Source organism: Bradyrhizobium sp. IC4060 (genome assembly GCF_020193715.1).
GTDB classification, from domain to species: domain Bacteria; phylum Pseudomonadota; class Alphaproteobacteria; order Rhizobiales; family Xanthobacteraceae; genus Bradyrhizobium; species Bradyrhizobium yuanmingense.
Genome location: NZ_JADYVJ010000001.1, coordinates 24,998 through 40,624, shown reverse-complemented (window position 1 = coordinate 40,624; position 15,627 = coordinate 24,998). Strand labels below are relative to the sequence as shown.

The window sequence follows — 15,627 nt, the reverse complement described above, 5'->3', positions numbered from 1 at the left end:
GCAGCGTGGACGAGATGTGGACATCCTGCCCGCGCGTGCTGCGGTTCAAGCAAAAGCGATCGCTCCGAGCGATGCCGAATGGGCACATGGCAAGCGCCATCGTGTCCGTAGTGATCCGGAATGGAATCCTAGCCGTCCTTCGCGTACATCGCGGGACATCGATCGGCGGCCACTTCCACGGGCATCACCCTCTGATCGCGCTACATGGGGTTGGGGGACCACATGGGGCGGGGGATTGAAGGCTGGGGCAAGGTGACGAGGTCCGGACTCCTAGGCACTCCGGACCTCGAAACTTTTTAGATTGAACGCAGCAACGCGCCGTCCGGTGGGGCATCCGGGCGGCGCGTTGTCGTTTCAGAGCCTCTTTGTTTCGGCGCTTAGCGTGTCTGCGGCTCCAGCGTCACCGTGCAATCGCCCTGCCCTTGCGTCGCGACCACGATGTTGCCCGCGGGAGCGCCGAGAGCGATCGGCGCGGACGAGCCGCCGCCAGGCATCTGGACGATCACGCTGAGGGAATCGGTGCGCGCAGTCGAGCCCACGGTGGTCGGCTCCGCCTGGGCGACGTTGCCGGAAGCATCACGTCGCATGATCTGGCAGTTCACCATGGTGTTTCCGCCGGCCGCCGCCATGCCTGACGACGAGGAGGTGCTGCCACCCATTTGGGCCCGGGCCCGCGACGGATCGCGGGGTACCTGGCTGACGATGCGATGCGAGCGCGGCTCCACGATAATGACCTCGTCTTCCGTCGTGAAATATTCGTAGCCCCGATATGCAGGCTCGATCGAGACGATCTCGGGCGGCAGCCGATGCAGACGCACGCGCGAGGGAATCGTCTCGCCAACCCGGATCGAGATGTTCAGATTGCGCTCCGGCTGCGCCAGGCGTGCGCGGCTCACCGTTTCGGAGATCCGCACCTGCCTCTCGGTGGTCACTTGGGCCTGCTGGTTGACCTGCGTGTTGGTCTGCGTGGTCTGATTGGCCTGGTTGGTCTGCGTGCCCGTGGAGCCGGGCGCGGTCTGTGCGTTGTTGGTCGGAGCCGCGCGGCTGGTATCCGTCGCAGTGGCCGGCTGGTTGCTCTGTTGCGCCGGCGGCTGCTGCTCGGCGGCACTGCGCGGCGGCTGGGCCTGGTTGCGCTCGTTCTGGTTGGCCGTAGCTCCCGTGCGCTCGTTCTGCTGGCCAGCCGGACCAGTCGTCGGGCCAGTCTTGGATCTCTCGGATTCGGCGGTTGATTTCTGCGGCGCAGCCTTGTCCTGCGCAGCCTTGTCCTGCTTGGTTTCCGCACCGCTCTTGCCCGCATCGCGTCCGGGCTTGGTGCTCTCGGCCTCCCGGTTGCGATCGCGCGAAGGCTCACGAGAGTCTTGTGCCTGGTCCCTCGCCTTCGGTTGATTGCGCTCCGAGGCCGTCGCCGGCTGGCGCTTGTCGTCACTTGCTTCGCTCTTGGCAGCGCCGCCTCGATCCTCGCGGCCTGCGCCCTGAAGCCGCTCTTGGGCGCCTTGCGCGCGCTCTTGAACGCGTTCTTGAGCCGCACCACCGCGCTGCGGAGAAGCGCCCTTGGCCGGCTCCTCGGTCCGTTTCGGCTCGTCCCTGCGCTCACCGGGCGCCTGGGCATAGGCAAGGCCGGATGCGAGCATGAGCCCGACGGCCGCAGTCGATAACATCAAATGTTGACGCATGGTCCCTCTCCTCGACAATTCGCAACAATAAACGCGAACGTTCTGTTCGTACGAAGGTTCCTGAGCAGGAACGCAGTCGTGGAGTTGAGCCAATCAAGTCGCCATTACATCGCATCCTTCAGCGTCAGCCGCGCCGTGAACGTCACGCTGGTCTTGCCGACCAGCGCCATGCCTTCGACTTCCGCACCGCCCGGGAAATAGTCGCCGGAAAAGCCGCAGGTGACCTCCCTGCCGCCGAATGCGAGCGTCCTGCCGACCGCCTCGGTGTGCTGATTGACGATCATGTCGCCCCGCCACTTGCCGTTCCGGTGTAGCTGCCGGTGTAGTAGAAGTAGCTGTCGCCGCCCATGATGCGGCCGTCGCTGAGCACGACCACGCCCCTGGCCTGCCCACGCTTGCCGTCCCGCATCTCGATGTCGAAGATGTAGAGGCCGTTGACGACCCTGGCCTCCTCACCCGCTTCCGCTTCATCGCCAGCTGACATCCGATCATCCCCACCGATCCGCTGCCCCGATCAGTTCGGCACGTTCCGCTCAAGATCCTCGAGCCATGCCGCTGCACTCGAATCCGAGGGCGCGCGCCAATCGCCACGCGGCGACAATGAACCGCCGGCCGAGACCTTCGGCCCGTTCGGCATGGCCGAGCGCTTGAACTGGCTGAAGGCGAAGAAGCGGCGCAGGAACACTTCGAGCCAGCGGCGGATCTCCGGCAGATCATAGGCCCGGCGCCGATCGCTCGGGAAGGCCGGTGGCCATTCGCCCTTGGCAACGTCCTTCCATGCCTGAAGCGCCATGAAGGCGATCTTGGACGGCCGCATGCCGAAGCGCAGCGTATAGAACAGGTTGAAGTCCTGCAGTTCGTAAGGCCCGACGGACGCTTCCGTGCTCTGCGGCTTCTGGCCGGCCTCGACGGGCACGAGTTCCGGCGAGATCTCGGCCGCAAGGATCGAGCCGAGCGTCCGGTTGACGTCGTCGCTGAACTGCTTGGAGGAGATCACCCAGCGGATCAGATGCTGGATCAGCGTCTTCGGCACGCCGGCGTTGACGTTATAATGCGCCATCTGGTCGCCGACACCATAGGTGCACCAGCCGAGCGCGAGCTCGGAGAGATCGCCGGTTCCAATCACGATGCCGCCGTGATGGTTGGCTAGCCGAAACAAATAATCCGTGCGCAGGCCGGCCTGCACGTTCTCGAAGGTGACGTCGTAGACCTTCTCGCCCTTGCCGAAGGGATGGCCGATATCCTTCAGCATCTGCGTCGCCGTGGTGCGGATGTCGAGCTCCTGCCAGCTCGTCTGCAACGCCTTCATCAGCGCGAGCGCGTTGGTCTTGCTCTCGCTGCCGGTGGCAAAGCCCGGCATGGTGTAGGCCAGGATGTTCTCGCGCGGCAGGCCGAGCAGGTCGACCGCCTTGGCGGCGACGATCAGGGCGTGGGTGGAATCGAGGCCGCCCGACACGCCGATCACCACGCGCTTGGTACCGGTGGCGCGCATGCGCTGCACCAGCCCGGCGACCTGGATGTTGTAAGCCTCGTAGCAGTCCTGCTCGAGCAGGCTCTCATCGCTCGGCACGAATGGAAAGCGCTCGACCTTGCGCAGGAAGCCGATATCGGCGGCCGGCGGCTTCAGGGCAAATGTCACCTTGCGGAAAAACGCCTCGCGCTGCCGCCGGTTGTCGTCGAACGTTCCCATCAGCGCGCGCTCCTGCCGGAGCAGGTCGAGGTCGACGTCAGCCAGCGTGATCTGGCCGCCCTGGCGGAACCGCTCACCCTCGGCCAGCAGCACGCCGTTTTCGTAGATCGAGGTCTGACCGTCCCAAGCGAGATCGGTGGTGGATTCTCCGGCCCCGGCCGCGGAATAAACGTAAGCCGCGAGGCAGCGCGCCGAGGTCGATTGGCACAGCAACGCGCGCGAGCGCGCCCGGCCGATCGTGATCGGGCTGCCCGAGAGGTTGATCAGCACGCTCGCGCCCGCAAGCGCGAGCTCCGAGGCCGGCGTCACCGGGATCCACATGTCCTCGCAGATCTCGACGCCAATGGTGAGGCCCGGAACGTCCTCGGCCGCGAACAGGAGATCAACGCCGAACGGCGCATGCAGGCCGCCAAAGGCGATGGTCTCGCCGGCGATGCCGGCGCCGGAGGCGAAATGCCGTCCCTCGTAGAACTCGCGATAGGTCGGCAAGTAAGATTTCGGCACGACGCCGAGGACGTTGCCGCGATGAATGACGACGGCGCAGTTGTAGATGCGATTGCCAAAGCGCAGCGGCGCCCCGACGATCAGGACCGTCATCAGCCCCGCGGAGGCCGCAACGACGCTTGCAAGCCCGCGCTCGACCGCATCAAGCAGCGGATCCTGCTTTACCAGGTCCTCGATCGCATAACCGGACAGGCACAGCTCGGGAAACACCGCGACCGCGACCGACTGCTCATGGCAGGCATTGGCCGCCGCCAGCACGGCCTTCACGTTGGCGCTGGGATCGGCGACGTGGGAGGTGGTCACGCAGGCTGCCACGCGCGCAAATCCGTGGGCGTAAATCGAGTGGAACGTCATCGAGCGCAGTACCCTCAAATCTCTCGCCGGCGGCCAAAGCCGTCAGCTCCGGTCATATTTAGCCCATCGATCTGGCCCCGTGCAGGCCATCCGCCGTCATGCATAACGGATTTGCGCCCCATCCGGTCCAGTGCCGGCGAGGTCAGGCGCTGCGGGCCAGCACGCCGGGCAGATCGCCGCGCAGCCACCCGGCGATCCGGGGCCAGGCATGCGCATGGGTGCGCGCGCCCATGAACAGGCCGAGGTGGTTGCTGGGCTCGGATGCCGCTGCAACGAAGGCAGGTGGCGTACCGACGAGCCCCGCGGTGGCCAGCGCTTGCGTCGCTGGCACTACATCGTCGTCGAGGCCGGCGAGCAGGAAGATCGGCGCCTTGACGTCCTTCAGATCGATCGGGTGCCCGAGCGCGACGAAACGGCCCTCGGCGATGCGGTTCTCCCGGAAGATCGCGTTGACGATCTCGAGATAATAAGTGCCCGGCAGGTTGAGCGTCTCGGTGTTCCAGCGGTCGAACCGCGCCAGCAGCTCGGAGCCCTGCTCGTCCGAGAGATCCCGCTGCAATGCCGTCCTGATATCGTCGTTGTCAGGGGTTTTGGACCAGAAGCGCAGCATCTCCTCGCCGCTGACATTACCGCCGCCGCGCGCGACGAGCTGGTCATAGACCAGCTCGGGCGCGTTGCGGGCGAGCCGGGCCAGCGAGGACTCGATCGACAGGTCCACGGGAGCACCGACCAGAACCAGCCGCCGCACCTTGCCTGGAAAGCGCGCGGCATAGAGCAGCGACAGCCACCCGCCCTGGCACAGCCCGACGAGATCGACCGGCGCGCCGATCTCGTCGATGGCGACGTTGAGATCGCCGAGATAGCTGTCGATCGAGAGATAGCGCATGTCCGGCGTCGCTGACCGCCAGTCGGTGAGATAGATCCGGTCGATGCCGCCGTTTTGCAGCGACTGCACCACGCTGTGGCCTGGGGCGAAATCGGCGATCAGGGCCCGGTGCAGCGCATAGGGCGCGCAGACCAGCGCCGGCTGGCCGGACCGGGTCTGCGAGCAATCGCGCAAGTCCATCGTCGGGAGCTCCAACGCAACGCGGCTCGGCGTCGTCCAAGGCAGGCTGCTGTCATCCTGTTGCTCGGGTGCCCGCTCCAGCCACCAGAAGCAGGCATCCATGGCGAGCTGCGCTGCCGCAAACGGCCAGAGCCGTGGATCATCATGAGCCTGGGCTGACCTGCGTGGCGGTTTGGAGGTCTTGTCCACCATGGCTACCTCGACATCCTCACAGAAACGCCTCGAGGCTCACGACGGCAATGCCGAGGTCCCGAAAACTCCGATGGGTCGCCGCGACCGAGCCGTCGAGATCGATGCCGCGACAGGCATCCTCGATGACGGCAACCTCCAACCCTGCCTTCCGCGCATCTTCCGCCGAGAAGCGGACGCAGAAGTCCAGCGCCAGACCTGCGACAAAGACGGTCTTCAGCTCGCGTTCGCGCAAATAACCAAGCAATCCGGTCGGTGTCCGATGGTCGTTCTCGAACAACGCCGAATAGGAATCGATGCCGCGGCGAAAGCCCTTGCGCACCACGAGGCTTGCCCGTGTCACGTGGAGATCGCGATGAAATTCCGCGCCGGCCGTGCCTTGCACGCAATGCGTCGGCCACAGCACCTGCCGGCCATAGTCGAGCTCGATGGTCTCGAACGGCTGCTTGCCGGCATGGTTCGGCGCGAACGAGACGTGGTCGCTCGGATGCCAGTCCTGGGTCAGCACCAGATTGGCGAATTTTTGGGCGATCCTGTTGATGGCGGGTACGACCTTCTCGCCCCCTGGTACCGCCAGCGCCCCGCCGGTGCAGAAGTCGTTCTGCACGTCGATCACCAGCAACACGTCGCGGTCGGAAATCTTCATCGCCGTCCCATTTCGATCTGCCGGGCGCGACGGCGCCGGGCGACCACCTCAGTGTCGGCCTTCCCGCGCGGCTTCGCAACCACTGGCACGCGCGGCAGCTGCGCGAATTGGTCACCCTGGCCGCCACGATGCAACGGTTTGACCTCGTCCGTGTTGACTAGGCGCACCCAAGGGCAGATTCTCGCACCGCCCGCGCCAGGCGGATCGGGTCGAAGCAGCGGAGGACAGGGCTGCCAAGGCCTGAAGGTCGTGGCGGCGATGAGGCCATGAATATCGGCAAGACCGGAAAAATTCTTCTCGCCGATATCGGCGGCACCAATGCGCGCTTCGCGCTGAGCCCGAGCGGTCAGACCGGACCGATCGACTATGTCAAGGTCGCCGACTTCCCGACCGTGCGTGAAGCCATCGCGGACGTTTTGGCGCGCCGGTCCAACGGCGAGCAGCCCCATCGCGCGGTGCTGGCCGTGGCGGGTCCCGTCACCAACAATCGCTGCGTCATGACCAACAGTCCCTGGGTCATCGACGGCAACGAGCTGCAGTCCGCGCTCGGCTTCGACAGCGTCCATGTGCTGAACGATTTCGAGGTGGTGGCCTGGTCCCTGCCTGCCTTGGAGCCTTCAGACCTGGTCCCACTCGGCGGCGGCGACGGCCTGGCCGGCGAGCCGTTGCTGGTCGTGGGGCCCGGAACCGGATTTGGTGTGTCCTGCCTGGTCGACCGCCATGGTTCGCGCCTGGCCGTCGTTACCGAGGCTGGACATGCGACCCTGCCGGCGGAGAACGAGCGCGAGGAGCGCGTGATCGCCTGCTTGCGGCAGCGCCTCGGCCATGTCTCGATCGAGCGCGGTGCCCTCTCGGGCTCGGGGCTGCAAAACCTGTATGAAGCGTTGGCTGAGATCGACGGCGTCCAGGTGCCGCATCGCGATGCCGCCGGGATCACCAAGGCGGCCCTGGAGAACAGCTGTCCGGTCAGCCGCGCGACGCTCGAAATGTTTTGCGCCATCCTCGGCTCGGTCGCCGGAAATCTCGCGGTGACCTTCGGCGCCCGCGGCGGCGTCTACGTCGCCGGCGGAATCGTGCCGCGCTTCCGCGAGTTCCTCGCCGCCTCCGCTTTCCGGGCGCGCTTCGAAGCCAAGGGACGGTTCCAGGATTATCTTCGCAACATCCCGACCAGGCTCGTGATCAAACCCGATGCGAGCTTCCTCGGCCTGACGATGTTTGCCGAGCACAATTCTGGCTGAGGGCGCCCCCGCGGCGAGTTCCCGTTATGCACAGCTGATTGCGGCACATCTGCGGTTCCACGCAGGTTCGTGCTTGCCTACCTGTTCCCGATGAGAAACAATCTGTCCGTGTGTGGCGTAGTTGCGGGGGCGTGACATGCGTAAGCAGGATTCGGGTTTCGACTATCACCGCTATCACCGCCTGTTGCGCGAAGCGGACAGCGAAGACAAGCGGCTGGCGCTCATCGAGCTCCTGATCGAGGAAAAGGCCCGCGACCAGCTGGCTGCCCAGCGCGCTTCGGACCGCGCGGCCATGACGGCTCATACCATTGCCAGGGTGCTGAGGAACGGCCGCAGCCCTGGCGGTTGAGTTCTTCCCGCCAGGCGGCAAAAGCGCGGTCGGTCAGCTCGGGATAGTGGCTGACGGCTCGGGAAACATCGAATCGATCATCGCCTTGAGCTGATCCATCGCGATCGGCTTGCGCAGGATCGGCCTGCGCCGGAGCAAGGACGGCAGCAGTTCCGGACCGTAGCCTGTGGCGAACAGAAACGGTTTTCCACGACGTTCGATCAAATCGGCGACGGGGTCGACATAGACGCCCATCAGATTGATGTCGAGGATGGCCAGATCGTACTGCGCGGTCATGGCAAAGGCGCTGGCGTCGCGCACATTATCTGCTTCCGCAACGACGTGGTGGCCGAGTTCCTCCACCATGTCGGCGATCATCATCCGGATCAACGCCTCGTCTTCGACCAGGAAAACGGAGAGTCCGTCCGCCATATCAACCCCGCAATCAGCCGTGCGAAGCTAAGCATAACTGAATTGCGCTGTAGATACACGAATTCGTGGCGGGCGCCGTTAATTCACACGCGCCCGAACCGATTCAACTTGATCAATCCAGTCCGCGCTCGTGGCTGAGCCGCACCATTGCCTGGATGAACACCTGCTTCTGCTTGTCGTCGAGGCTGGAAAAGAGCGGCTCGGCGGCATCGGCGACGTTGCGCTGATCGCCGGCGCGATCGATCAGGAACTGGGCCTCGTTGCGCATCTGCTCGATGATGTCGTCGGGCGGATCGCGCTTGGCGCGCGCAATCCGCAGGTTGAGCCGCTCTGCGCCATTATGCCCAAGGTAGTGCATCGCGCTTGAGAAGCCGTACCAGTGCTTCTCCTGATCCGGCGTGAGGTTCAGCTCGCTCTTGATCCGCTCGATGTAGGAATCGCTGTTCGCGACGATCTGCTCGGCAGTCAGCTGCGGCGCACCGGGCTGGGTCAGAACCGTGACTTCCTTGTTGTCTTTACCCTTGTTGTCCTGCGGCGCGTTCTTCGCCTCCTTGGTCGCCTTGGCGCTCTTGCCCTTGGCGCTCTTGGCATCCTTGTCCTTGGCCCCGCCCTGCTGCTTGGAATCCTTCGCCGCGTCCTTGCCGGCCTCCCGGGGCGGCGGCGCCTGATTGCTGGTGTTGGTGTTGCCGACACCGAGCACGCCGGTGAAGACGCCGACCACGCCGCCGATGGCGCCACCGAGCACACCACCGACCGGACCTGCCGCCTTGTTGCCGGCCGCGGCGCCTTCCTGAACGCCCTTGACCAGACCTTGAGCATTCGCCACCGCGCCGGCCCCGAGCAACAGCGCGAGCATAGACCCCAGCGCCAGGCATCGCCGCAGATGAAGCCGCGCTGGTGCCGCCGGTTTGATCATTCTCGTCTCCATCATCGATCTGGCCTGTCAGCGAGGATCAGCCGCCAGGCGCAACTCTATCGTTTCCGCCACTTCGAGGTCCAGACGCGGCCGATTGCTGTCCACGCTCGAAAGGTCTTTCACGCGAAGCGGTTATCCAGCCTCTTGCGAAACTGAGGCGCAATTGCGCACGGCAGCGTTCGAGGCCGTTTGGCGCGAAGTGTGCGTCGCAAAAAAACACCGTGCGCTGCGCCTGCGGCCCTATCGCCTTGCCAGACGTTGCGACCTTTCCGGGCACAACATGAGTTTTGGACGCGGAGCCGTTCGGCTTTCTCGACAGACGCGATCAATCATGATCTGATCGCGCTACCAATTTGCTGCGACCGGCGTGAATTGCCCACGCGGGCCGACGGCACCAACAAGAAAATCGACAACAAGAACTCAAGAAAGAAGTCTCAGAGGAAACTCCAACAACAACACCCAAGCGAGGAAACGAGATGTCACGCAAGACACTGACGCGACGTCAATTTGTGGCTGCCACTGCAATGTCCTCCGCGGCGCTGATCTCGGCGCCCTATGTCCGGGGCGCTTACGCCGCCGGCAAGCTCTCGATCGGCTTCTGGGACCATTGGGTGCCGGGCGCCAACAAGGCCTCGACCGAGCTCGTCAACGAATGGGCGGCGAAGGAGAAGGTCGAGATTTCCATCGACTACATCACAAGCCAGGGCAAGAAGATCGAGCTCACCATCGCGGCCGAGGCGGCGGCGAAGTCAGGTCACGATGTCCTGGCGATGCCGACATGGTGGCCGCACGCCCATGCCGAACTGCTCGAGCCAGTCAATGACATCATGGAGCCGATCATCAAGCAGAACGGCGACGTGAACGGCACCGTCAAATATCTGGGACGGGCCGGCAACAAATGGCTTGCGGTGCCCGCAACAATCGGAAGCCAGATCAAGGGGCCCTGCTCCCGCATCGATCTCCTGAAGAAGTTCGCCAATATCGATATCCAGGAAATATATCCGGCCGGCAGCCAGCCCAAGGCCGACAACTGGAACATGGAGACATTCCTGAAGGCGGCCGAGGCCTGCCAAAAAGGCGGCGTGCCCTTCGGCATCGGCCTGGGCGAGACCACCGACAGCACCGACACTGCCGGCGCCATCTTCCAGTCGTTCGGCGCTGAGCTGGTCAATGCCAAGGGCGATCTCACGGTGAAGACGGACGCGGTTCGCCAGGCGCTCGAATTCTACAAGAAGCTTATCGCGGTCCTGCCGCCCGACGTCGCCGCCTGGGATGACGCCTCCAACAATAAGTGGCTGATCTCCGGCAAAGGCGCGCTGATCATGAATCCTCCGAGCGCGTGGGCGGTCGCCAAGCGCGACGCGCCGCAGGTCGCCGAGCAGTGCTGGACCCACGGCATGCCGTCCGGTCCGAAAGGCCGTTATGCGCCCTACCTGCCTTATTTCTGGGGGACCTGGAGCTTCTCCAAGAACAAGGAAGCGGCGAAGAGCCTGCTCACGCATCTGTCGCAGCCGTCATCGATCGAGAAGTTCGTGGCCGCGAGCGGCGGTTACGACCTGCCGGCCTACGCGAACATGACGACGCTGAAGACCTGGCAGGAGGAAGGGCCGCCGAAGGGCACCCTTTATCACTACCCCAATCCCCACAATCACCAGACGCTGTCGATTGCGGCCTCTCCGGCTCCGCCCAAGATCGCCCAGCAGATCTATGCGCAGGCCACGCTGACCAAGATGTGCCTCCGCTACGCGCAAGGCGAGAAGATGGAGGCGACGCTCGCTTGGGCGGAGGGTGAGTGCGAAGGCTTCATGCGAAGCTGAGACCGAGACCGGCGGCTCACGCTGGACGTGAGCCGCCCGGTCTGGCTGCCGCCACAAGCTTCAATTTCTGAAGCCGGGTCCGCCGGCTTCCGAACGATCCTGCGAGGAAGATGCATCATGGCTGATGCCGTAGTTCGGCAACCCGGCGTCGCCCGGCCTGCGAGCGCCCACAAACGTGCAAGCCTGCACAACGCCCTGAGGCGGAAATCGACCGTGGCGTTCCTGATGACGCTGCCGCTGATCCTGCTGATCACGCTGCTCGTGGTCTATCCGGCCTTCTATTCGCTGCATCTGGCAACGCTGAACAAGTCGATGCAGAAGTTTGTAGGCTTCGGCAATTTCGAGTTCCTGTTCAGGCGCGACACATTCTGGCTGGTGGTCAAGCAATCCTGCATCTTCGCCATCACGGCCGTGGTCTTCAAGGCCCTGATCGGATTCGTCGTCGCGCATTTCGTTCACAACATTCCGGCCAAGGGCCAGCGCAAATGGCGCGGCATGCTGCTCGTGCCCTGGGTGATCCCGCCCGCGATGAGCACGCTTGCCTGGCTCTGGCTGTTCGACCCGTCCTACAGCGCCTTCAATTACACACTTGCATTCTTCGGTATTGGGCCCATCCCGTGGACCGGCGACGCCGCCTGGGCGCGTTTCGCCGTGATCCTGGTCAACGTCTGGTATGGCGCGCCCTTCTTCATGATCATGTATCTGGCCGCCCTAAAATCGGTGCCCGATCAACTCTACGAGGCCGCCGCCATCGACGGCGCCAATTGGTGGCAACGCATCTGGTATGTGACGCTGCCGATGATGCGCAACATCATCGCGATCACCACGCTGTTCTCCCTCATCGTCACCTTCGCCAATTTCGACATCGTGCGCATCCTGACCGCGGGAGGCCCGCTGGATCACACCCATATCTTTGCGACATGGGCGTTCCGGGTCGGCATCGAGGGCAGCGACATTCCGCTCGGCGCCAGCGTCTCGCTGTTCATGGTGCCGATCCTGGCGGTCGCCGCAATCTTCATCCTTCGCGACGTCAACAAACGAGGGAACGAGGCCTGATGAGCACCATGACAATCGACAAGGCCGGACCGCGCCGCAACGTCAAATACGGCAGCATGAGCCGCGACCGCGCCTGGGCGCTGCGCTGGTCCTACTTCTTCCTCGTGCTGTTTGCGATCTTCTCGCTGACGCCGCCCCTCTACATGCTGATCACCTCGCTGAAGAGCAGCGCCGAGATTTCGGCGGCGACCAACCCTTGGTGGGTGTTCCATCCGACGCTGGACAACTATGCAGAGCTGCTGACGTCCAACCAGTTCCTGCGCTTCTTCTGGAATTCGGCGTGGGTCTCGATCATCGTGGTGACCCTCACCATGCTGATCAGCGTGCCGGCCGCGTTCGCGCTGGCGCGCATGAAGTTCTGGGGCTCGGCGACACTCGCCACCGGCGTATTCCTCACCTATCTCGTCCCCGACAGCCTGCTGTTCATTCCGCTATTCAAGATGTTCGCGCTGATCGGCGACTGGACGGGAGTCCAGCTGATCAACAGATGGTACGTGCTGCTCTTCATCTATCCGACGCTGACGGTCCCGTTCTGCACCTGGATCATGATCGGCTACTTCGCCTCGATCCCCAAAGAGCTCGACGAGGCCGCCATCATCGATGGAGCGTCCTGGTTTCAGACACTGACGCGGATCTTCATTCCGGTCGCGCTGCCCGGGCTGATTGCCGCCACCATCTTCGCCTTCACCGTATCCTGGGCGCAATTCCTCTATCCACTCGTGTTCACGACCTCAACGGACCAGCTCGTTCTGCCGGTCGGCATCATCACCACGCTGATCAAGGGCGACGTCTTCAATTGGGGACAGATCATGACCGGCGCGCTGCTCGGAGCCGCGCCGCCGCTCATCATCTACGCCTTCCTGATGGACTACTACATTGCCGGCCTTACCGCCGGTGCGACAAAGGGTTGAAAGCGAGGGGTTGAACTGAAATGGCCGACGTTTCCTTGCGGAAGGTAGTCAAGCGTTACGACGATGTCGAAGCCGTGCGCGGCATCGACCTCGACATCGCCGACCATGAGTTCATTGTGCTGGTCGGCCCCTCCGGCTGCGGCAAGTCGACCACGCTGCGCATGATCGCAGGCCTCGAGGACATCAGCGACGGCGACATCATGATCGGCGGCGATATCGTCAACGACGTGCCGCCGAAGGACCGCGACATCGCCATGGTGTTCCAGAACTACGCGCTCTACCCGCATATGACGGTCGCGGAGAACATGTCGTTCGGGCTGCGGCTGAAGCACTATCCCAAGGCCGAGATCAAGGCGCGGGTGACCGAAGCCGCCCGCCTCCTCGACATCACCGATCTGATCGACCGCAAGCCGAAGCAGCTCTCCGGCGGCCAGCGCCAGCGCGTCGCCATGGGCCGGGCCATCGTGCGCAATCCCAAGGTCTTCCTGTTCGACGAGCCGCTGTCCAATCTCGACGCGAAGCTCCGCGTGCAGATGCGGATCGAGATCAAGAAGGTGCACCAGAAGGTGCGCACCACGACGGTCTACGTCACCCACGACCAGGTCGAGGCGATGACGCTGGCCGATCGCGTCGTTGTCATGAACAAGGGCAAGATCGAGCAGATCGGCACGCCGAACGAGCTCTACCACAAGCCGGCGACGCGCTTCGTTGCCGGCTTCATCGGCTCGCCCGCGATGAACTTCATCCCGTGCCGGCTCGAGGACGTCGGCGGCACGCTTCAGATCCGCCTCACCGATCGTCTTGCCTTTCCGCTGCCGCCGGCCCGCGCCGCGCGCTACAACGCGCTGCCACGCACCGACAAGCTGCTGCTCGGCCTCCGTCCCGAGCATCTCACGGAGTGGCATGCGCATCTGGCGCCCGGGGTCGAGACCTTCGACACCGTGCTCGACGTCACCGAACCGATGGGCATGGAGACGCTGGTCTATTTCGGGCTCGAGGGCACGCCGGTCTGCGGCCGCGTCGATCCCAATGCCGGCGCCAAGGACGGGGCACCCATGCGCCTGGCGATGGACCTCAACAACATGCACCTGCTAAATGAGGAGACCGGCGTCGTGTTGTGACGCCGCGATCCAAGAAAAGCGAGCAGGTAGGGGAGCGATGGCGACCAACAAGAAGAAGATTTTCGTTACGCAGACTTTGTCGCAAGGGGCTCGCGCCCTCCTCACCCAGCGGGACGATATCGAGCTCGTCGAGTTTCCGAACCTGATCTCGGCGAAGGATTTCGAGGCCTTGTTGAAGAGCCATGCGCCGGTCCATGGCGTGGCGCTGGGCGCCACCGCCTTCGGCGAGACCGAGCTCGAGGCCGCGCGTGACATGAAGGTGGTAACCCGCATCGGCGTCGGCTACGACGCCGTCGACGTGCCCGCCCTCTCCCGCCGCAAGGTGCCGCTGATGGTCGCCGGCAGCGCCAATTCGCCCTCGGTTGCGGAGGCGGCGCTGTTCATGATGCTGACGCTGGCCAAGCGCGCGCAGGAGCTGCATTCCTGCGTCAAGGAGGGCACCTGGGCCGACCGGCTCGGCATGCTGCCGTTCGACCTCTACGGCAAGACCGTGCTGATCATCGGCTTCGGCCGCATCGGCAGCCGCACAGCGAAGCGCTGCCTGGCGTTCGAGATGAAGGTGCAGGTCTACGATCCCTACAAGGACGCCGCCGACATCAAGGCGGCCGGATGCGAGCCGGTCACCGACTTCGACGCCGCGCTGCCTCACGCCGACTTCGTCACCATCCACTGCCCGAAGACGCCGGAGACCGTCGGCCTATTCGATGCCGACAGGATCCGCCGCATGAAGGATAGATCCTACCTCATCAATACCGCGCGCGGCGGCATCGTGAAGGAAGCGGCGCTCTATGACGCACTGACGTCCGGAAAGCTCGCCGGCGCCGGCATCGACGTGTTCGAGGTGGAGCCGCCGCCGGTCGGCAACGCGCTGTTCGCGCTGCCCAACGTCATCATGGCCCCGCATGTCGCCGGCGTCACGGTCGAGGCGGTGAGCCGCATGAGCGAGCAGACCGCGCGCAATATTTTGAGCGTGCTGGACGGCGATCCCATCAGGCAAAACGTCATCAACCAGGACGTGCTGGGCTGAGATTATGAAGGTCGGCGGCGCGCTCGCCCGCCTTCGGAAGGCCAGAAAGCGTCCCATTTTGGTGCAGATCGGGCCCCAACTCAGCCTTAATCAAACGCGCGTAATGGGCTTGAAACGCCGCGGCGGTGGGACAGACTGGCCGGCGCGGCGAGCTGGAGGATGGACCCTTGTCAGAGATCGACCCGACCGACCACGCGCTGGCGACCATCGCCAGCATCCTGGAGCACCCCGAGCCCGTTCTCGTCATTCGCCAGACCGAGACCGAAATCGTGGTCGCCGGAGAGCGTGAGCACATCGCGTCGGACGAGCCGCCGATCGTGGATGAGCATCCGGTGATCGACGAGCATCCCGTGGTCGAGGAGCAGCCGCTGGCGCCGGAGCACACCGATGCCGACGGCTACAGCAAGGTCGGTCCGGGACCCATGGTCGCGATCCGTCTGAAATGGACGGTCCACCGCGGCGATGACGGCCAGTACTACGTCCACGAGACCATCGGCGAGCAATCCGCGCCCGTGGTCAGCGGTCCCATGACGAGCGAGGCCGCGGTGCGCTTCGTCGACACCCAACAAGATGAGGCGAACAGGCGCTTCGAGCTGCTGCGTAGCGAAATCGCCGGCCGCAGCTCGCTCGCCGACTACGAGCGCAAGGGCGAAGCGTAA

The 15,627-nt window shown here is 64.3% G+C and carries 16 protein-coding genes; 8 read left to right on the top strand and 8 right to left on the bottom strand.

The features are described 5' to 3' along the window. Window positions 1–377: 377 nt before the first annotated feature. The 6 genes from I6F16_RS00215 to pncA all read right to left on the bottom strand — a co-directional run bounded on the left by I6F16_RS00215 (window position 378) and on the right by pncA (window position 6,122). Window positions 378–1,673: a DUF1236 domain-containing protein gene (locus tag I6F16_RS00215; RefSeq protein WP_225115029.1), complete on the bottom strand. Its 1,296-nt coding sequence runs from the start codon at window positions 1,671–1,673 to the stop codon at window positions 378–380. A 104-nt stretch (window positions 1,674–1,777) separates the two neighbouring features. Next, a complete protein-coding gene (locus I6F16_RS00210; protein WP_225115030.1) occupies window positions 1,778–1,957 on the bottom strand; it encodes a hypothetical protein in 180 nt (59 codons plus the stop codon). After that, window positions 1,954–2,157: a hypothetical protein gene (locus tag I6F16_RS00205; protein WP_225115031.1), complete on the bottom strand. Its 204-nt coding sequence runs from the start codon at window positions 2,155–2,157 to the stop codon at window positions 1,954–1,956. Before I6F16_RS00205 ends, I6F16_RS00210 begins: the two co-directional genes overlap by 4 nt. Before the next feature lie 30 nt (window positions 2,158–2,187). Continuing rightward, a complete protein-coding gene (locus I6F16_RS00200; protein ID WP_225115032.1) occupies window positions 2,188–4,221 on the bottom strand; it encodes an NAD(+) synthase in 2,034 nt (677 codons plus the stop codon). 142 nt (window positions 4,222–4,363) lie between these two features. Next, window positions 4,364–5,479 carry an alpha/beta fold hydrolase gene (locus I6F16_RS00195; protein ID WP_225115033.1) on the bottom strand — a complete coding sequence of 372 codons (1,116 nt, stop codon included), beginning with the start codon at window positions 5,477–5,479 and terminating at the stop codon, window positions 4,364–4,366. A gap of 16 nt (window positions 5,480–5,495) precedes the next feature. Beyond that, window positions 5,496–6,122 carry a bifunctional nicotinamidase/pyrazinamidase gene (gene pncA, locus I6F16_RS00190; protein ID WP_036028076.1) on the bottom strand — a complete coding sequence of 209 codons (627 nt, stop codon included), beginning with the start codon at window positions 6,120–6,122 and terminating at the stop codon, window positions 5,496–5,498. Window positions 6,123–6,388: 266 nt separating this feature from the next. Here pncA and glk point away from each other — a divergent pair, with 266 nt between their 5' ends. Next, the gene (gene glk, locus I6F16_RS00185; protein WP_036012393.1) at window positions 6,389–7,360 is read left to right on the top strand and encodes a glucokinase; all 972 of its coding nucleotides are present in this window, start codon (window positions 6,389–6,391) and stop codon (window positions 7,358–7,360) included. A gap of 136 nt (window positions 7,361–7,496) precedes the next feature. Then, a complete protein-coding gene (locus I6F16_RS00180; protein WP_036012396.1) occupies window positions 7,497–7,709 on the top strand; it encodes a hypothetical protein in 213 nt (70 codons plus the stop codon). A 33-nt stretch (window positions 7,710–7,742) separates the two neighbouring features. Here I6F16_RS00180 and I6F16_RS00175 read toward each other — a convergent pair whose 3' ends face one another. Together I6F16_RS00175 and I6F16_RS00170 are read right to left on the bottom strand one after the other, a co-directional pair. Next, the gene (locus I6F16_RS00175) at window positions 7,743–8,120 is read right to left on the bottom strand and encodes a response regulator (protein WP_036012398.1); all 378 of its coding nucleotides are present in this window, start codon (window positions 8,118–8,120) and stop codon (window positions 7,743–7,745) included. A gap of 112 nt (window positions 8,121–8,232) precedes the next feature. After that, window positions 8,233–9,036, bottom strand: a complete 804-nt coding sequence (locus tag I6F16_RS00170; protein WP_036012400.1) for a Spy/CpxP family protein refolding chaperone — start codon at window positions 9,034–9,036, stop codon at window positions 8,233–8,235. Between the two features lie 476 nt (window positions 9,037–9,512). Between I6F16_RS00170 and I6F16_RS00165 the strand changes: the two genes are divergently transcribed. The 6 genes from I6F16_RS00165 (at window position 9,513) to I6F16_RS00140 (ending at window position 15,627) form a co-directional block, all read left to right on the top strand. Then, entirely contained in the window at window positions 9,513–10,853 is a 1,341-nt protein-coding gene (locus tag I6F16_RS00165) for an extracellular solute-binding protein (protein ID WP_036012401.1), read from the top strand. 117 nt (window positions 10,854–10,970) lie between these two features. Further along, the gene (locus I6F16_RS00160; RefSeq protein ID WP_057029220.1) at window positions 10,971–11,909 is read left to right on the top strand and encodes a sugar ABC transporter permease; all 939 of its coding nucleotides are present in this window, start codon (window positions 10,971–10,973) and stop codon (window positions 11,907–11,909) included. Next, window positions 11,909–12,820 (top strand): carbohydrate ABC transporter permease, encoded by a 912-nt coding sequence (locus tag I6F16_RS00155; protein ID WP_036012407.1) that lies wholly within the window; start codon window positions 11,909–11,911, stop codon window positions 12,818–12,820. Before I6F16_RS00160 ends, I6F16_RS00155 begins: the two co-directional genes overlap by 1 nt. Before the next feature lie 20 nt (window positions 12,821–12,840). Further along, a complete protein-coding gene (gene ugpC / locus I6F16_RS00150) occupies window positions 12,841–13,941 on the top strand; it encodes a sn-glycerol-3-phosphate ABC transporter ATP-binding protein UgpC (RefSeq protein ID WP_036028079.1) in 1,101 nt (366 codons plus the stop codon). Between the two features lie 37 nt (window positions 13,942–13,978). After that, on the top strand, window positions 13,979–14,968 hold the full coding sequence (locus I6F16_RS00145) for a hydroxyacid dehydrogenase (RefSeq protein WP_225115034.1): 990 nt from the start codon (window positions 13,979–13,981) through the stop codon (window positions 14,966–14,968). Window positions 14,969–15,135: 167 nt separating this feature from the next. Continuing rightward, window positions 15,136–15,627, top strand: coding sequence for a hypothetical protein (locus tag I6F16_RS00140; RefSeq protein WP_036012421.1), 492 nt, complete (start codon window positions 15,136–15,138; stop codon window positions 15,625–15,627).